General features: G+C 64.0%; 17 protein-coding genes. 7 read left to right on the top strand and 10 right to left on the bottom strand.

The features are described 5' to 3' along the window. Positions 1–45: 45 nt before the first annotated feature. From ACSMXN_RS00190 to ACSMXN_RS00175, 4 genes are all read right to left on the bottom strand, one after another. Positions 46–711, bottom strand: coding sequence for an aminodeoxychorismate/anthranilate synthase component II (locus ACSMXN_RS00190; protein WP_027139899.1), 666 nt, complete (start codon positions 709–711; stop codon positions 46–48). A gap of 34 nt (positions 712–745) precedes the next feature. Beyond that, positions 746–916: a hypothetical protein gene (locus ACSMXN_RS00185; protein ID WP_022915172.1), complete on the bottom strand. Its 171-nt coding sequence runs from the start codon at positions 914–916 to the stop codon at positions 746–748. Next, the gene (locus ACSMXN_RS00180) at positions 917–1879 is read right to left on the bottom strand and encodes a class E sortase (protein WP_022915171.1); all 963 of its coding nucleotides are present in this window, start codon (positions 1877–1879) and stop codon (positions 917–919) included. It lies immediately after the preceding gene. Positions 1880–2058: 179 nt separating this feature from the next. Next, on the bottom strand, positions 2059–2802 hold the full coding sequence (locus ACSMXN_RS00175; protein WP_035944590.1) for a DUF881 domain-containing protein: 744 nt from the start codon (positions 2800–2802) through the stop codon (positions 2059–2061). A gap of 118 nt (positions 2803–2920) precedes the next feature. Between ACSMXN_RS00175 and ACSMXN_RS00170 the strand changes: the two genes are divergently transcribed. Continuing rightward, positions 2921–3193, top strand: a complete 273-nt coding sequence (locus ACSMXN_RS00170) for a cell division protein CrgA (RefSeq protein WP_022915169.1) — start codon at positions 2921–2923, stop codon at positions 3191–3193. A 1-nt stretch (position 3194) separates the two neighbouring features. Here ACSMXN_RS00170 and ACSMXN_RS00165 read toward each other — a convergent pair whose 3' ends face one another. From ACSMXN_RS00165 to ACSMXN_RS00145, 5 genes are all read right to left on the bottom strand, one after another. Beyond that, positions 3195–4262, bottom strand: a complete 1068-nt coding sequence (locus tag ACSMXN_RS00165) for a rhomboid family protein (protein WP_022915168.1) — start codon at positions 4260–4262, stop codon at positions 3195–3197. Positions 4263–4288: 26 nt separating this feature from the next. Further along, positions 4289–4813: a peptidylprolyl isomerase gene (locus ACSMXN_RS00160; RefSeq protein WP_022915167.1), complete on the bottom strand. Its 525-nt coding sequence runs from the start codon at positions 4811–4813 to the stop codon at positions 4289–4291. Positions 4814–4885: 72 nt separating this feature from the next. Next, complete coding sequence (locus tag ACSMXN_RS00155; RefSeq protein WP_022915166.1) at positions 4886–5548, bottom strand: hypothetical protein; 663 nt, start codon at positions 5546–5548, stop codon at positions 4886–4888. Next, entirely contained in the window at positions 5545–6258 is a 714-nt protein-coding gene (locus tag ACSMXN_RS00150; RefSeq protein ID WP_022915165.1) for a glutamine amidotransferase, read from the bottom strand. The genes ACSMXN_RS00155 and ACSMXN_RS00150 overlap by 4 nt, the downstream gene beginning before the upstream one ends. After that, entirely contained in the window at positions 6255–7619 is a 1365-nt protein-coding gene (locus ACSMXN_RS00145; protein ID WP_022915164.1) for a Mur ligase family protein, read from the bottom strand. Before ACSMXN_RS00145 ends, ACSMXN_RS00150 begins: the two co-directional genes overlap by 4 nt. A 122-nt stretch (positions 7620–7741) precedes the next feature. Here ACSMXN_RS00145 and ACSMXN_RS00140 point away from each other — a divergent pair, with 122 nt between their 5' ends. From ACSMXN_RS00140 to gnd, 4 genes are all read left to right on the top strand, one after another. Further along, positions 7742–8524 carry an SDR family NAD(P)-dependent oxidoreductase gene (locus ACSMXN_RS00140; RefSeq protein WP_022915163.1) on the top strand — a complete coding sequence of 261 codons (783 nt, stop codon included), beginning with the start codon at positions 7742–7744 and terminating at the stop codon, positions 8522–8524. A 113-nt stretch (positions 8525–8637) separates the two neighbouring features. Beyond that, complete coding sequence (locus tag ACSMXN_RS00135) at positions 8638–10074, top strand: hypothetical protein (protein ID WP_022915162.1); 1437 nt, start codon at positions 8638–8640, stop codon at positions 10072–10074. Positions 10075–10113: 39 nt separating this feature from the next. Beyond that, complete coding sequence (locus ACSMXN_RS00130; protein ID WP_155958527.1) at positions 10114–11481, top strand: hypothetical protein; 1368 nt, start codon at positions 10114–10116, stop codon at positions 11479–11481. A 373-nt stretch (positions 11482–11854) separates the two neighbouring features. Continuing rightward, positions 11855–12919 carry a phosphogluconate dehydrogenase (NAD(+)-dependent, decarboxylating) gene (gene gnd / locus ACSMXN_RS00125; protein ID WP_027139898.1) on the top strand — a complete coding sequence of 355 codons (1065 nt, stop codon included), beginning with the start codon at positions 11855–11857 and terminating at the stop codon, positions 12917–12919. A gap of 88 nt (positions 12920–13007) precedes the next feature. Here gnd and ACSMXN_RS00120 read toward each other — a convergent pair whose 3' ends face one another. Beyond that, entirely contained in the window at positions 13008–13496 is a 489-nt protein-coding gene (locus ACSMXN_RS00120) for a hypothetical protein (RefSeq protein ID WP_022915158.1), read from the bottom strand. A gap of 308 nt (positions 13497–13804) precedes the next feature. On the opposite strand from ACSMXN_RS00120, the gene ACSMXN_RS00115 reads away from it, so the two are divergent. Together ACSMXN_RS00115 and ACSMXN_RS00110 are read left to right on the top strand one after the other, a co-directional pair. Beyond that, positions 13805–14248: a MerR family transcriptional regulator gene (locus ACSMXN_RS00115; RefSeq protein WP_022915157.1), complete on the top strand. Its 444-nt coding sequence runs from the start codon at positions 13805–13807 to the stop codon at positions 14246–14248. Beyond that, positions 14245–15213, top strand: a complete 969-nt coding sequence (locus ACSMXN_RS00110; protein ID WP_022915156.1) for an NAD-dependent epimerase/dehydratase family protein — start codon at positions 14245–14247, stop codon at positions 15211–15213. The genes ACSMXN_RS00115 and ACSMXN_RS00110 overlap by 4 nt, the downstream gene beginning before the upstream one ends. Positions 15214–15272: the final 59 nt, after the last annotated feature.

Genomic DNA, 15272 nt, shown 5'->3' with positions numbered 1-15272 from the left:
ACCTACGCGAGGCCAGCTCAACCTCGATTAGCGCGGTTTGCGGCGCTACACCGCCGTTGAGAACGCCTGTTCACGGAGGGCGTCGAGCTCTGCGCCAAGCAACTCGACGCGGTCCCACTCGGGCTTGCCGCCACACCGCTCGAGCCAGTTGGCGAGCATTCGGTGACCGCCCTGGGTCAGCACGGACTCGGGATGGAATTGCACGCCCTCGATGGGAAGCGTCTGGTGCCGCAAAGCCATCACCACGCCGGACGGAGTTCGCCCGGTGACCTCGAGTTCGGCAGGCAACGTGTCTTCGCGGACGGCCAATGAGTGATATCGGGTCGCGGTGAATGGCGAGGGCAGCCCCGCGAGCACGCCGGCACCGGTATGAACCACGTCAGACGTCTTGCCGTGCAGCAACTCGGGAGCGCGCTCCACGACGCCGCCATAGACCGCCCCGATGGCCTGATGACCCAGGCAGACTCCGAACAGCGGCAGCTGCCGTGCCGCGCAGGCGGTGACCATGGCCATGCTCACGCCGGCTTCTTCAGGGGTGCCGGGGCCGGGCGAGATGAGCACACCGTCGACCTCGAACGAGTCGAGGTCGTCCGGATTGAGAGCATCGTTGCGCCGCACCTCGACCTCGGCTCCGAGTTGGCCGAGGTATTGAACGAGGTTGTAGACGAAGCTGTCGTAGTTATCGACAACGAGAATGCGGGTCACCTGCAAATCTTCTCACCTCTGGCGATCTGCTGGTGGTCGGCTATTGGCTGACCGTGCCTGGCCCGGTTAGTGGGTTGGGCGGCAACTTCGGCTCCACCCACGGAAAGATCACGAAGAGCAACAAAGCCGAGACGGCCGCGATCAACAGCAGCGCTTGTAGCGTCCGCACCGCGGTCGGCCCTGGTAGGTGGCGCCAGATCCAGACGTACATCTAAATCGTCCCCCCTGGCAGTTCTTTCGGAGTTGCGTTGCCACTGACGGGCACTGATCGAACGAGCGCGGCATGCAGAATCATGCGCTGATTGGCCGAGTACTTCGGGTGACATGTGGTCATGGTCAGCAACGCTCTCGTCGGCGTGGTGTTCGGATGATCAGGCACCGGGTCGATCACCGAAACCGTGCTCGGCGAGACGATCTGCCGGCCGACGACCCCCTGGCTGTCAGGGGTACTGAGCGCGTCGGAAATGGCCACATCGCGCTGTTTACTGTCGGTCATCTTCAGGGCGGCTGCGTACTTGGCCGTGTCACCCAGGATGCGATAGATGTACCAGTTGCCGGCTGTTTGCACGACGACTGCGTCACCAGGGACGAGCTGGTCGAGGTTCAAAAACGGTTCGCCCTTGCCCACGCGGTGACCGGCCAGGGCAAAGTTTCCGATCTGGCCGGGCACTGCCGTGCCGTCATAGTGTCCCGGTCCGCGTTCGAGGTCGTCGTCGTTCGTGCCCTGTACGACCGTCCAGGCGTAGTCCTTGCCGAACCTGGGGATGTAGAGGTTGGCGAAGCCGGTACCGGCGGGGATCACGACCTGACTACCCGACGGCAGATTCAGGCGGTCCTGCCCCTTGAGCGGATCTTGACCCTGCTGGACGGCCTGGGTGAACTGCTTGTGCACCTTGTCCTGCCGTTGGTGGGCAAAGATGTTGGACACCCACACCTCGTAGACGACGAAGAGCAACAGCACCAAACCGAGAGTGATGAGCGTCTGACCGACACCGCGAATCCCGGTCCGCACCTTGTCGCCGAGCGATGACCGGCGCGGGCCATCGGAACCGCCGCCGCTACCACCGGCCGGTGGCTCGGTTGGCGGCTCGGTTGGCGGGAGGGTGCCCAACCCTCCAGGTGGTGCGGCTCCGAAGGACGAAAAGTCCCACGTGCCCGAATCCTGACTGCTCATACTGACGATCCCTTTAGTGGCGCACGCGCGATGCGCGGTGCCGGCGTGAGTTTGCTGACGTGTAGAAGGCTTGTAGCGGTCCGGTAGCTGAACAGGTGGTCGCCCAGGTGGTTGCCGATGTGGTCGCCCAGGTGGTTCCTATGAAATTGCGTTGTGGCTGCGACCGCGTGTGTTCGGTGTTACCCACCGATCTTTGCGTAGTTCAGCGCAATTGGCGCGTCGTAGGCGGCGATTCGGAGGTTGTTCTCATTGTTGACGCTGTAGCGGAGGCCGTATGACGCCGCATCCTTGCGATATTCGCTGAGGTTATGCGATGAATCGAGCGCCCGGCGCATCGCGTCGGCCGGACCGATAGCCGCGATCGTGAATGGCGGTGAATACACCCGGCCGTTCAACAACAGGGTGTTTCCGACGCACCTGATCGCGCTCGTGGCGATCAGCCGCTGGTCCTGGACCTGCATAGCCTCGGCGCCACCAGCCCACAGCGCGTTGACCGCAGCCTGCATGTCGGACTGATGCACGACCAGCCAGTTCGGGTCGACGTTTGGATCGGTGATGTTCTGGTGGGAATCGTCGAGCACGACGCTGAGCCCGGGGCCGCTGACCGCGGTGAGACCGACAGGTTGCTGCAGCGGCTTCGCGGCGTCGTTGATGGCTGCGACACCGGCGTCGGACTTCGCGAGTTGGGCCGTGGCATCGGCGACTGACTTCTGCAACTGCTGCACTTGTGCGTCCTCACCGGCGCCACGCGACTCCGCGGCGCGGATGAGGTCTGCCAGATTCGTCTGTCCGGCCGAGCGCAAATCGGTCCCTCTCGCGGTGTGAGCGGTAGTCACGACGAGCAGGCCAGCCAGTAGGGCCACGATCGGGACCAGCACGGTCCATACATCGGGCTTGCGCCTGAGGGTCAGGATCGGCTTCATGTCGATTACGCTAGCTGCAAAGAACTCATCGATATGCGCAGTCACTGTTGAACCGGCGAATTTGACACCTTTCTCCAGGCGCGCAGAGCCGGCGAAGTCCACCGATCAGGAGAGTCCAGTGCCTAAGTCCAAAGTCCGCAAGAAGCCAAGCTACAGCGCGCCGGCCGCGGTGGGTGGCAGCCTCTCGGGCTCCAGCAAGCAGTTGAAGCCGAGTCCCACTTGGTACCCGATCACGATGGTCACCCTGCTGATCATCGGGCTGGCCTACATCGTCGTCTATTACATGGCCGGCGAGCGCGTGCCTGGCATGGACAGCCTCGGCAGCTGGAACTTCGGGATCGGGTTCGCCTTTCTGATCTCCGGGCTGATCATGGCCGTTCGCTGGCGCTGATTCACCCGGCAGGGCGCCCCGACACGGGGTTATCCACAGGTTCTTCCACCGCTGTGATTACACGGGTGTAATTCTCCCCAGGTCCGTCCACAATGTGGATAACTTCGGGTGGGCCCTGCGTGGTTGCGGTTGTCTGCGATACCAGGCCAACAGTGACTGCCGTGCGCTGCGAACCGATGTCAGCAGTTCGCCATACGGTGGCGATCAACAGAATCGCGAGCAGCCCGGCAAGCCCAGCGATCTGCATCTGTGGGTGTCGGTTCTTCAGCGTGCCGGAACCAAGATGCCAGCCGAGCAAGGCGAGCGTTGCCAGGCCGCCGAAGACGAATCCTCCGACATGGCCGAGCTTGGAGATGCCCGGCACTGAGAAGGTGATGACGAAGTTCAGCACGATCGTGATGATCAGAGATCTCGGATCCAGTCCCACCACCTTCGTCAACAGCAAGGCACAAGCGAACAGCCCGAAAATGGCACCGGACGCACCCGCCACCGCACCATTGACCTGACCGAACACCAGCATGGCCACGGAGCCGCCTAGTGCCCCGAGCAGGTACACGGCCAAGAACCGCCACCAGCCGAGTGCACGCTCGACGCCGGGGCCGACCATGTACAGGGCGAACATGTTGAAGGCCAGGTGAATCGGCCCGATATGCAAGAACGCCGCGCTGATCATCCGGTAGTACTCGTGCTGGTGGCCGACCAGGCTAGGCACCAGCAGCCAGTCGCTGAACAGATCCGACCTGCGATTGTCAGCGAGCGTGCCGCCCGGTGACAGCGCGGTCGCGATATAGGCGATCACGTTGATGGCGATCAGGCCGTAGGAAATGAACGGCGGCGCACTCGAGACGGGAGCCCCAACGATGGTCCGGCCGCGCCGGATACTCGCCGCACCGGCGGCTACATCGTCCGGGCATTGAAAGCCGACCGATGCCGGCCGTTGGCATTCCGGACAGATCGGGCGATTACATCGAACGCAGCGCACGCCGGTGGGACGATCCGGATGTCGATAGCAGCCGGGAAACTGCACATAAGGGTCGTACCCGCCGACGGGCGGCTGCGTAGGTTGCATACCGTTTTAACGCTCGGTCAGGATCGTTAGTTCTCCTCGATCGTGACGGAGTTGATCGTGATGTCCTCGACTGGCTTGTCGGCCGCGCCCGTCCGGGTGCTGCCGATCGCGTCGACGACTGCCCGGCTCTCTTCATCGGCAACCTCACCGAAGATCGAGTGCTTGAAGTTCAGCCAGGTCGTTGGTGCCGTGGTGATGAAGAACTGGCTGCCGTTGGTGTTCGGGCCGGCGTTCGCCATGGCCAGCAGATACGGCCGGTCGAAGGAAAGTTCGGGGTGAAACTCGTCGGCGAACTCGTAGCCGGGACCACCGATACCGCGGCCGAGGGGGTCGCCGCCCTGAATCATGAAGTTTGGGATCACGCGGTGAAAGATCGTGCCGTCGTACAGATTGGCGGTCGTCTTGGCCCGAGTCGTCGGGTCGGTCCATTCCTTGGCGCCGGTCGCCAGCTCGACGAAGTTCTTGACCGTCTTCGGCGCATGGTTGCCGAAGAGGTTGATTCTGATGTCGCCGGCTGAAGTATGCAGAATCGCGGTCTGAGTTGCTGTCACGGAAGAGGCTCCTGTCAGATAGGGACTGCTCAGCCGTCCATACTTCCACGTGCCCCAGTTCGGTGTGTCGGGCTACTTGATGTTCGGCTCTATCAGCCGCGCGACGTTGCGGGCGTCCTGGCCTACGACGGTCTGTCGGGTATGCGCCGTGACGACAAGATTTCCTTTGGAGAAGATGCACGCCCAGGTATTCAGCCCTTGCAGTGGCAGCTTGATCGTGACCGACCCGTCGCCAATGGTGGTGTCTCCAACGACCTCAGGATGACCCTGCGCGGCGATGGCCACCGCGTTGTACGCATCGACTGCAGTGGCAAACCGCTGGACCCGAATTTCGACGATGATCACGGTTTCGTCGTATTCGAAGAAATAGCGGCAGCCGACTGGGTTCGTCGCCAGCTGCACCGATCGGACCGTGCGGTCGCCCTCAGCATCACGCATCGAGTCGTTGTCGGCGTATGGGCAGGGCTTGTCGATCTGAGCGACGTCACCAGCGCTCAAATGGGGGCTGGGCGTGGTGATGATCGTGCTTCGCGGCGCCGTACTGCCCTCTTCGCCCGCTCCGCCGCCGAGGCCTGCGGGCACGGACGCCGATGATGACGCCGATGATGGGATGGGCGAAGCAGCCGACGGATCATTGCTGGCGTGTTTGGCGGACGAGCAACCCGCGACGGTCAGCAGCGCGGCCGCGGAAACCACCAGGAACTTCAACGCACGAGTGAGCGAACTCCGGCTCATCGGGGCCGACCGACTGCCACGCGCGCGGCAGTCAGTGCCAGCGAATCGTCCAGCGGCTCGAGCTCAGTGGACCAGCCCCGCCGGGTGATCGCCCGGCGCAGAAGCTCGTCGGCGAACTTCGGACTCTTTGCCAACACTGGCCCATGCAGATACGTGCCGAACACGTTGTCGCGCACGGCACCCTCGGTGAGGTCAGTGCCGTTGTTTCCGCGCCCCACGGTGGCCGTTCCGAGTGGCCGAGCATCGCTGCCGAGCTCGGTGAGGCCGCTGTGATTCTCGAAACCGACCATCCGGCCCCACGGCGTGTCCACGTGGTTGTTGCCGATCAATCGCCGATCCGACCCTCGCGTGATGACATCGAGGACGCTCGCACCGCCGATGTGCCGGCCTTCTTTGGTCAGGAATTCATGGCCGAGCATCTGATAGGTCCCGCAGATCGTGAGCATCACGACACCGTCGTCGGCCATCGCTCGTAGCGTTGTCGCCCGGCCGACGAAGTCGGCACCGATATCGCCTTGGGCGGCGTCCTGACCGCCACCCCCCAGCACGATGTCGGCGTCGCTGGGAAGCGGGTCACCGGGATTGATGGGTACGACGTTCGCCTCGATGCCGCGCCAGCGCAGCCGCTTTCGAAGCACGAGCACATTGCCGGTGTCGCCGTAGATGTTCATCTCTCGCGGATAGAGATGAACAAGGTTGAGGGTCGTCATGGTGCTTCCAGATTAGTGGGACTTTTGGCGCTGGAATCCGCAGCGATCCTTTCCAGCTGCCGGTGCAGCTCCCACATGGCCGTATAGGTGGAGAAGATCGTCACGGTCTCGGAGGGTTTCACGTGGAACGTGGCCTGGCGCACCGCCTCGGCCAGGTCAGGCTCCACCAGATCGGTGACCACCTCGTCGTACTGCAGTCGCAGGGCCATATCGGCGGCACGCGTACCCGACGTGACCAGCCATCCGGCTTTGCCTTGTTCCACAAGGGGTTTCTCAGCCGAATCCGGGTCGAGTATCAGCTTCGGAAAAGCGCTCGTTGCACCGAACGCGGCACCGAACTCGACATCCCACAGCCAGGACATGTCCCTGCCGTCGGCGTAATCATCGTTGATAGCGATCACGGTGGCGGACGGTCGCAGGCCATCGATTGTTCTCAGCGATTGCCTAAACCCTGCGGGGTTCTTCACCAACTGCAGCACGACCCGGCGGCCTTCGATGTCGAAGGACTGTCCGCGCCCGAAAGCCGGCTCGACGGCCCTCAGGCCGGCGGCGATCACGGCCGGCCCGAGATCGAAGGTCAGGGCCAGCGCGGCAGCCCCGGCCGCGTTCTGCCCGTTGTGCGCACCCTCAGCGCGCAGGGTGATCTCTTCGGTGACCCCGGCCATCCGCAGTGTCAGTTCGGTCGCCACCCCCAGCTCGAGATCGATGAGCTCAGCCGAGGCCGGCAGATCGGACAGGCTGATCTTGCCGCCGTAGATCTCCTCGTCCGTGGGAAAGAACTCCCTTAGCCGGGGAGCCACACCGAAGTAGCTGACCTGTGCCGACACGCCGGAGGCAAGTGACACCAGCCGCGGATCGTCCCGGTTCATCACCACGTGACCGGTGGTGGCCGCCGCGACCTTGCCGAGCAGCTGAGCGGTCGTATCGATCTCACCGAAACGATCGAGCTGATCGCGCATCACGTTCAGCAGCAACAGCCGTTCCGGCGGGTAGACCTTGCAGAACAAGACCGCGTGCGCCTCGTCCAACTCGAAGACTGCGACTTCGGCGTCGGTTCGACCCAGCCAAGACGACTGCTGGACGACCGACGTGATGGTGCCCCGGATGAAGTTGCCGCCCGTGTCATTGGTCAAAACCCGATAGCGTTCGCTGAGAATCGCGGCCAGCATCTTCGTCGTGGTCGTCTTGCCGTTGGTCCCGGTGACCACCACGACACCATGGCTGAGGCCCGACAGGCGCCGCGGCAGAAATCGCGGGAACACCTTCTCGACGACCAGGCCCGGTAGCGCCGTGCCGCGACGGCCCACGACGCGCAGGGCGATCAAGGTGAGCTTTCCGAGCCAAATCGCAAGAAGATCCATGGTCGTGCCAGGCTACCGGGCGGCCTGCGGTCGCCGAGCGCCTTCGCCGAATTACACGATCTCCGCTAGCGTGACGTACCGCTACGCGATCTGGCGAATCCTCCGACCGAAGGACCACCAAGGTGTCGTTCACGATTGATCTCGAAGGTCGTACCGCGCTCGTCACGGGTGCTGGACAAGGTGTCGGGCGGGCCATTGCCAGCGCGCTGGCGAGCGCCGGCGCGAACGTGGCCGTCAATGACTTCGTTCCGGACCGAGCGGATGCCGTCGTCGCGGAGATCCAGGCTGCCGGTGGGCAAGCGGTGGCTACGCCGTTCGATGTGACCGACTTCGATAGCCTCTCGGCCCGGGTAGCTCAGCTCGGCAATGTCGACATCCTCGTCAACAACGCCGGTAACGCCGGCCCCGAAGGTTTCAACTTCGGACCGTTCGCCGAGAGCCAGCCCGCCGACTGGGATCGCTACTTCGGCGTCAACCTCTTCGGCGTGATGAAGTGCACCCGGGCTGTCCTTCCGGGGATGATCGAGCGCCAGCACGGACGAATCATCACCATCATCTCCGACGCCGCCCGCTGGGGTGAGCCGAACATGAGCGCCTACGCGGCGTCCAAAGCCGGCGCGGCTGGCTTCAGCCGGGCGATCGCACGGGAGGTCGGGCGCCACAGTGTCACCGTGAACTGCGTGGCGCTCGGCACGATCGATACGGCCGATCCTCAGGTGGCTGACGATGAGTTGAGCGTTGAGGCGATGGAGCGGATCAAGAGGCAGGTCCGTCCCTACATCATCCGGCGCCGAGGACGCCCGGACGACATCTCGGGCCTTGTCACGTTCCTCGCGAGCCCGTTGTCGTCCTGGATCACTGGCCAGACCTACCCCGTCAACGGTGGCTACACCGTCAACCAGTAATCCGGCGATCCTGATTTTTTTCGCTCAGCAGTATCAAGGCGCACGCACAGGCCCTCTAAAGACCATCCGCTCGTGAAATCCCCGATGGGAAAGTCCCAACGAAGGGTCCGACGATGGCCACCCCACTCCTGCGCAAATCCGCCGCCTCAATAACGATCGCCTCGACCTCGGCCGGCGACATCTACCTGTCGCCGTCGCTGCTGGCCGTAGTGAGCCCTGACGAGGCCTGGCTCGGCTTGAGAGAGCTGCACTTCGCTTCGATTGGCGATGGCGGCTACAAGTACGTCACCAACGCTGGGAAGATGTTGCCGGACGAGGCACAGGCTGCCTATAGCTCTGCCGTCGTGGGCATCCTCGCCCAGATCGGCGCGACCAGCCCTGATGCCGCGAACAACATGCTCGGTTCCTTGAACGACTTCGTTGACCTCAACGGCGGATTCGACGGCCTCGAAGGCATCAGCATGTCGGCAATGTTGTCGAGTTCGCGACTTGGTGATTCGACCGATGCGATGCTCCAGAACCAATGGCTGGTGTCTGGGCTCGGCATGCCCGGCATGGGTGGCGGCGGATTCGGCACCACGCCGGTCTTCAACGCCGGCACCGGCGGCTTCGGTCTTCCCGGCACGTCCCAAGTCTCGCAAGGCTGGGACGCTGCCGGTCACTCCTCGATCGGCGGATTCATCCACACGATCGAGGGCTACGTCTTCGACGGGCTGGCGGCTGCCGGGACTGAACTCGGACTGAGCCCGCAGGACGCGAAGCAGGTGGCGGGCACCATCGAAGAAACGGCATCAGGCGTCGCCGTCGGCGCGGGCATCGGCTCGCTGCTGGGGCCTGTCGGCACCGTGGTCGGGGGCATCATCGGCGGCGTTGTCGGCTTCTTCGATTCGATCTTCGGCTCTCACAACGACACGCAGCATGCCGCCGCCCAGGGCGTGGCGAGCGGAGACAGCGTCGTCGTACATGGCGATGTGCCGATTGTGAAAGACGGCGAGCAGCAGGTGGTCGGCAAGGACGGATCGACCGGACCAGCGCCCGCTGGCTCGACGGGCGGCTCCACGTCCAACCCCCCGGCAGGTTCCTGCGTCAAGGCAAGCCCGGAGAAGTGTCCCGTGGACGACGACGGCGTGTCCTCAGAGTTCAACATTCCGTTCTGGGGTCCCTCGCCCGTCCTGCTCGGTGCGGCCCTACCGATCGGGCCCGGGGTAGAAGCCCTGACCAGCACGACCGAGTTGGCCAACGACTTCACCGGCATCCAGTTGGCTCAACTACCCGTCATCGACGAGACCGGCGTCATGCTGTCCGGCGGCGTAACCCTCGGCACGGTCGAATCGGCATTGCGCCAGGTCGAGCAGTCCACGCGGCCGGCCGTGATCGGTAGCGGCGATGCGTGGGGCGGCCTGGTTGCGCAGCTGCAAACGGCCGAACCTCGTCATGCCGGGGCCGTGACATCGGCTCAACTCGTCCAGACCCTGCGTGTTCAGGGCTTCAGTCCCCATGACTCCGTCGCGACAGTCCTGCGTACCTTGCACCAGCGCTACGGGTACTGAGCGATACCGACCAATCCACTCTTCGAGGTGCTTGCTCCGATGACGAATCCGATGACATCAGTGACGAGAATGACCAATGCCGGTGGTGAATTGACCCTGCGACCGGCGCTGGCCCGAGGTGTGACCGTTGCGAATGGTCTGCGTGGTCTGATGGATCTTGATCAATCACGCAGCCCCCAAGCCGGTGTCGGCAAGTCGACCAGCCCGCCGTCAACTCTCGCGCCGGAGCTTGCCGCGAAGTGGCGTGGCACGGCGATCGCCTCTGTGCTCGGCCAACTGGCCGCCACCGTGACCGGGGCCAGCGCGCAGTTACTGCACAGTTGTTGCGGCGTCGCCAAGCAGCGAAACTCGATCGCGGGTATCGAATCGATCTTTCTTTCCGCGCTGCTCGGTACCGCCGACGGAGCGCGCGATCTGGACCTGGCCGAAGCCACTTGGGCCGCGCTCCCCTCGCCGAAGGTGACGCCCGACGGGGTCGTGCCGGTGCTGGATCCCGTAGCGGGTGAGCTGTGCTTCCTCTCCGGCCGCGACCTCGCATCCCTGACCGGGCTGGCTCTGAAAGCACAGCTCCAGGCGCTGCGGAAGTCGCATGCCGTGCCCGCCGGAGAGACTGCTGACCAGATGCGTTTCGGCGCCGCCGTCCTGCTGTCAGCGAGCTCAACCATGTCCGTTGCGATTCTCGCGCCCCTTGCCGATACCGCCACCCAGAAAGCGGCTGCCATCGCCGCTCTCGGACCCAACGGTGCCTCGGGTGGCCTGCCGCTCGCGCTCATCCACGGGACGGCCCTACTCGTGCAGACGGAATTGTTGGAAGACAACGGCGACGTCTCATCCGGGCCACCATCGGATTGGAAATCGGTGTGGCCGCAGACTGAAGCCCTTCCGACCGGCGTCAACCCGAACGAGGCGACGAGGCATCCGTACTGGAAGGCTTCACAACTTTGCCCTGCGCTGCCGACCACCGGCTCCGCGCTCGAAGCCCAGGTCTTGCAGCGCGAGAACACGCTCGTCCTGCAGTCGGTGCCGCAGGTTGCCTTCGACGGATCGGTGCTTCGCCAGGGCTTCTACCCGCCTCAGTATGGGACGCCGCCGGTCGCTTCAGACTCCAACGGTGGCTGGCGTTGGCAGCCAGGTTCACAGCAGTCAACGGCCGTCATCGCGGTGCCCGGTCCACACATCGACGCCACGCCGATGAAATTGATCGGGGGCGTGCCGATAGACCCCCTGACCGGCAACCCGGTCGATCCGGTTACCGGGCAACCGATTCCGGGCCACCGCGGCGGCTCGACGGCCGGTGCCGCCGTCCGCCAACAGCTGGTGACCGCCGTCCAATCGGGACGATTCAACACGAATGCGTCCCTGGGTGACGTCCTCGATCGCCTGATCGCGACGGACTATCAGCTTTAGACGGCACACCTTTAGACTGCACGGTTTCCAGGTCGCACAGCTTTGCGGGGCTCACGCCGTACCTCGACAAGTGCCGGGCACAACGACGCCAGATCCCCAACTATGTTGCGGTCAATTTCTTCGATCAGGGCGATCTGTTCCGAGCTGTCGATCATCTCAACGGCTTCGGCTAGCGGCGGTCAGCCGAAGACACCGACGACGACAATGCCGAAGACAATGCGGACATCTGGCGAACATCGAGCTACTTCTTGCCCCACTTTCCGGGGATTTTCCGGGTCCACTTCCAGCGAGCGATCTTCAGGCCATATCCTGCTCGTGATGGCTGTTCGGCTGTCCTTTGGTGGCCGGCCACGGCCTGGTGGAGGGAGTACCGATGCAGCTAGGAATGATCGGTCTGGGACGGATGGGCGCGAATATCGTCCGTCGCTTGATGACCGACGGCCACGAGTGCGTCGTCTATGACGTCAGCGCCGACTCGATCAGTCGGCTCGAGGGCGAAGGCGCCACGGGCGCCCCCACCCTTGAGGAATTCGTTGCCAAGCTGGTCCGCCCCCGGGTGGCTTGGGTGATGATTCCCGCTGGAATCACTGGCGAAACCGTCGAGAAGCTCGCCGCGCTGCTCGATGAGGGCGACATCATCATCGATGGTGGCAACTCCAACTACCGTGACGATGTTCGTCGGGCGGCGAAACTTCGAGAGAAGGGCATCCACTACGTCGACGTCGGAACCAGCGGAGGCGTCTTCGGGCTCGAACGTGGTTACTGCCTGATGGTCGGTGGCGACGACACGGCGTTCGCGACGATCGAACCACTGTTGAAGACGATCGCGCCGGGCCGCGGTGACGTCGAGCGAACCCCGGGTCGATCTGGTGACTCAGCACCTGAAGAACAGGGTTATCTGCACTGCGGTCCCTCCGGCGCAGGTCACTTCGTCAAGATGGTCCACAACGGCATCGAGTACGGCATCATGGCCGCGTTCGCCGAGGGCCTCAACATCTTGGAAAACGCCGACGCGGGTATCCGATCGATGGAACACTCCGCCGAGGTCGCTCCCCTGGAGGATCCGCAGTATTACCAGTTCGATGTCGACACCGCCAAGGTCGCCGAGCTGTGGCGTCGTGGTTCGGTCATCTCTTCATGGCTACTCGACCTGACGGCGGCTGCATTGCAAGCCAATCCGACTCTGGACGGGCTGGCCGGACGGGTGTCGGACTCGGGCGAAGGACGTTGGACGGTCAAGGCCGCGATCGATATCGGTGTGCCGGTTCCCGTCCTCGCAGCCTCGCTGTTCGAACGGTTCGCTTCTCGGGACGAGGACCACTTCGCCAATCAGATCCTGTCTGCGATGCGACAGCAGTTCGGCGGCCACAACGAACTGCCTGCCGGAGATTCCCTTGAGGCAGGATCAAGCAAGGCCGATCAGGGCGGGAACTCCTAGCGTCTTCGTGCCGAAGCCTGACGAAGGCATCCGTCACCCAGGTGTCCCCTGGGACGTAGCAGCTCGCGAGTTACGCCCCGCTCGCGAGTTACGCCTTGAGGGCCGAGATGACCTCGCCTGCATGTAGAACCGGTATCCGCGAGCCTTCGATTTCGATCGTCGTGTTCAACGCCTGGTCGTGCAGCTCGAGAACTCGCACGTTGACGCGCTGGTGGATTCGGGTGACAAGGTCATGGCGATCGATGTGGAAGAGCATTGTGGTCGGCTGGCGGACGTTTCCGACACGGGCGCTGTCGAAGCCGAACACGGACTTCTCGGTCACGGCAATGACTGTGCGTTGAGGTAGCCCCGAGGTCGCATCGGCAACGCGACGCCCGGCCAGTGCCCCGCCCATCGCTCCTACACCACCTGCTATTCCGCCGACGGCGTCTCCAATACTGCCGCCGACCAGGCCACCGGCAAACGCGCCGGCGGTGTGGCCGCGGGGAAAGAAGATGCCCGCGGCGATGACGGTCTCGTTGTAGCCGCTGCGTTGAACGGCGTCCTGGCTGCGTTCGGTAAGTCCGGTGTTCGACATTTCAGCTCCTTGGTTGATGTGATGCATCAACTCTCGCTGAAGACAGCGCGGGGCTCCGTCAGCCGATCGACCGGTGTACCGGGTGATTGCGCTGTCGGTCGATTGGAGGACATAAGTCCCCGGACGAACCGAAACCAGGGTTCACAGCAGACCTGTTGAAACCAAATCGGCCCGGACGCTCAATGACGAGTGTCCGGACCGAACCACGCTCTACCGTCCTCCACTTTCGTAGAAAAGTGAAGGGCTCGTGCGCCTGGCAATGGTCGAGGACTTGACTTCAAGCGCTTGAGGTTTGCTTTGCTGTTCGTATGACAGCTTTCACGATCCAAGACGCCTCCCGACGCAGCGGGCTGAGTGAGCCAACGCTGCGCTACTACGAGGAGGTTGGGCTGATCGGCCCGATCGAGCGCGACCCGAGCAGCCGACACCGCCGGTACGGAGAGAAGGACCTCGACACCTTGCAGGCGTTGGCATGCCTGCGCGCCATGGGCGTCGGGATCGAGGACATGCGCACCTACCAGGCCAACCGTGGGCGTGGGCGTGAGGCGGCCGGTGGGCAGCGTGATCTGTTGTCGCGGCACGCCGAGCGGATCGAGGCTGAGATCGAGACGCTTGGCACCCACCTCGACTATCTGCGCGCCAAGGCCGCCTTGTGGGATGCCCGCGACCGCGGGGACGCCGACGCGGAGGTCGAGGCGCAGCTGCGGGTGCATGACATCATTCCCCGCCTGGAAAAGGTTTTGTCGCGATGAGCCCGGTGTTGGTTACCGGAGGGTCCGGCTATGTTGGCACCGAATTGATCGCTGCGCTGCTGCGCGACGGTCGCAGGGTGCGGGCGCCTGTTCGCTCCCTTGATCGGGAGGCCGAGATCCGTTCGGCGGTGCGTCGCGGTGGCGCCGATGACAACCGCCTCGAGGTCGTCGTCGCCGACTTGACTGCCGACGACGGCTGGAATGCAGCTGCCGCGGGCTGCGAGGAGTTCCATCACGTTGCCTCGCCGATGATCCAGTCGACGGATCCGGACGAGCTGATCGTGCCGGCGCGTGACGGCACGCTCCGCGTGTTGCGGGCCGCTCGTGACGCCGGCGCACGGCGTGTCGTGCTGACCTCGTCGTTCGCTGCGGTCGGCTACACGCCAAAGCCGATTCGCGACTACACCGAGGCCGACTGGACCGACCCGGACACACCAGGACTGCCTGCCTACCCGCGCTCGAAAGCTCTTGCTGAGCGCGCCGCCTGGGACTTCATGCGGGAACAGGGCGCCGGTACCGAACTGGTGGTGGTCAACCCCACGTTCATCTTGGGGCCGACGTTGACCACCCAGGCGCGATCCTCGTTGCAGTTGATCAAGGGGATGCTGGACGGGACGATGACCGTCGTGCCGCGCCAACGTTTCGGCATCGCGGACGTCCGCGACGTCGCTGATCTGCACATCAAGGCAATGGTCGCGCCCGACGCGGCGGGCAAGCGGTTTTTAGCTCTTGCCGATGGGCCAACGATCACCTATCTGCAGGTGGCCCAGGTCCTGCGCGACCGGCTCGGCGCTTTTGCAGCGCGGGTGCCGACCGAAGAGGCGCCGGGCGACGAGCTGCCCAGTCTGGTCATCCACAACGACCGTGCCAAGCAGGAGCTCGGCTGGCAACCACGAGCCGCCGAAACCACGATCCTGGAGACGGCCTTGAGCCTGCGAGACCTAGGGATGCTGGAGGGGCGATGACACGAGCAAGACGCTCGGCTGGGTAGAAGCCCAGCCGAGCGTTTTGCCGCTTTCCTATT

The organism is Parajatrophihabitans canadensis, from assembly GCF_053764775.1.
The sequence above is the reverse complement of the archived record's forward strand: the minus strand, read 5'-3'. Positions and strand labels throughout refer to the sequence as shown.

Bases quoted from the DNA above. Each gene is read 5' to 3' on its own strand.
- ACSMXN_RS00150 (WP_022915165.1), bottom strand. From the start codon at position 6,258: ATGACGACCCTCAACCTTGTTCATCTCTATCCGCGAGAGATGAACATC.
- ACSMXN_RS00110 (WP_022915156.1), top strand. From the start codon at position 14,245: ATGAGCCCGGTGTTGGTTACCGGAGGGTCCGGCTATGTTGGCACCGAA.
- ACSMXN_RS00180 (WP_022915171.1), bottom strand. From the start codon at position 1,879: ATGAGCAGTCAGGATTCGGGCACGTGGGACTTTTCGTCCTTCGGAGCC.
- ACSMXN_RS00145 (WP_022915164.1), bottom strand. From the start codon at position 7,619: ATGGATCTTCTTGCGATTTGGCTCGGAAAGCTCACCTTGATCGCCCTG.
- ACSMXN_RS00130 (WP_155958527.1), top strand. From the start codon at position 10,114: ATGACGAATCCGATGACATCAGTGACGAGAATGACCAATGCCGGTGGT.
- gnd (WP_027139898.1), top strand. From the start codon at position 11,855: ATGCAGCTAGGAATGATCGGTCTGGGACGGATGGGCGCGAATATCGTC.
- ACSMXN_RS00175 (WP_035944590.1), bottom strand. From the start codon at position 2,802: ATGAAGCCGATCCTGACCCTCAGGCGCAAGCCCGATGTATGGACCGTG.
- ACSMXN_RS00165 (WP_022915168.1), bottom strand. From the start codon at position 4,262: ATGCAACCTACGCAGCCGCCCGTCGGCGGGTACGACCCTTATGTGCAG.
- ACSMXN_RS00155 (WP_022915166.1), bottom strand. From the start codon at position 5,548: ATGAGCCGGAGTTCGCTCACTCGTGCGTTGAAGTTCCTGGTGGTTTCC.
- ACSMXN_RS00115 (WP_022915157.1), top strand. From the start codon at position 13,805: ATGACAGCTTTCACGATCCAAGACGCCTCCCGACGCAGCGGGCTGAGT.
- ACSMXN_RS00135 (WP_022915162.1), top strand. From the start codon at position 8,638: ATGGCCACCCCACTCCTGCGCAAATCCGCCGCCTCAATAACGATCGCC.
- ACSMXN_RS00185 (WP_022915172.1), bottom strand. From the start codon at position 916: ATGTACGTCTGGATCTGGCGCCACCTACCAGGGCCGACCGCGGTGCGG.
- ACSMXN_RS00120 (WP_022915158.1), bottom strand. From the start codon at position 13,496: ATGTCGAACACCGGACTTACCGAACGCAGCCAGGACGCCGTTCAACGC.